Raw genomic sequence first — 853 nt, 5'->3', positions numbered from 1 at the left:
TCTAAGATTGCTAAAGATGTTTATGGTGAGTCTGGCGATTATATGAAAATTTTTGAAGCCAACAAGCCAATGCTATCTGACCCAGATAAAATATATCCAGGTCAAGTGTTACGCATTCCTAAGCCGTAATAAATCGATGATACAAGCAATAAATAATCAATACGAAAAATCGATGATAAAAAAGCCTCTCTTATAAGAGGCTTTTTTTGTTATTTAAAACGATATAGCAATAGATATTAAGTTCTAATAGTGGCGAATACTTGAACTATCTAGAACTGGATGTTGCCTTTCAGCTTTTTTTGTTGCTCATCCAAGGCCCACTCGATATGCTCGTCGAGCATAGCACTATGTATGGTGAGCTTAGACTTTAACTGCTCAACCACATCCAAACTGGCATTGGCATTGCCAAGACCAATCGCGATATTACGTAAAAAATTTATATAGCCTGTGCGTCTGAGCGGGCTTCCTTGTGTATTTTTCAAAAAATCCGCTTCTTGCCATTGCCATAATTCAAGCAAACTGCTGTTATCAAGCCCATGCCTTGGTGCGAAGTCCTCAACGGTAGTCAGATTGGCATAACGATTCCACGGGCAGATCAGCTGGCAATCATCACAGCCAAACACTCGATTGCCAATCGCGCGTCGATACTTGGTATCAATAATACCATCGTGTTCAATCGTTAAATAAGAGATACAGGCAGAAGCATTGAGCTCATAAGGCGCTACAATTGCTTGGGTAGGGCATACATCAATACAAGCACTGCAACTGCCACAATGCTCTTTAACAGGTTGGTCATCGGGCAGCTCTAAGCTTAAAAACAGCTCACCCAGCACAAAGAATGAGCCAGCTTGTT

At 40.9% G+C, this 853-nt stretch carries 2 protein-coding genes; one reads left to right on the top strand and one right to left on the bottom strand.

The genetic code is table 11. The annotated features are described in order from the left end of the window. Positions 1–129: LysM peptidoglycan-binding domain-containing protein (locus ACS8FC_RS16090; RefSeq protein WP_439297511.1), on the top strand; the 129-nt coding region annotated here is incomplete at its 5' end. A 140-nt stretch (positions 130–269) separates the two neighbouring features. On the opposite strand, the gene queG is transcribed toward ACS8FC_RS16090, so the two are convergent. Then, the coding region (gene queG / locus ACS8FC_RS16085; protein ID WP_439297510.1) for a tRNA epoxyqueuosine(34) reductase QueG at positions 270–853 on the bottom strand (584 nt) is incomplete at its 5' end.

The sequence above is a fragment of the Psychrobacter sp. 1Y4 genome (assembly GCF_051847555.1).
The sequence above is the reverse complement of the archived record's forward strand: the minus strand, read 5'-3'. Positions and strand labels throughout refer to the sequence as shown.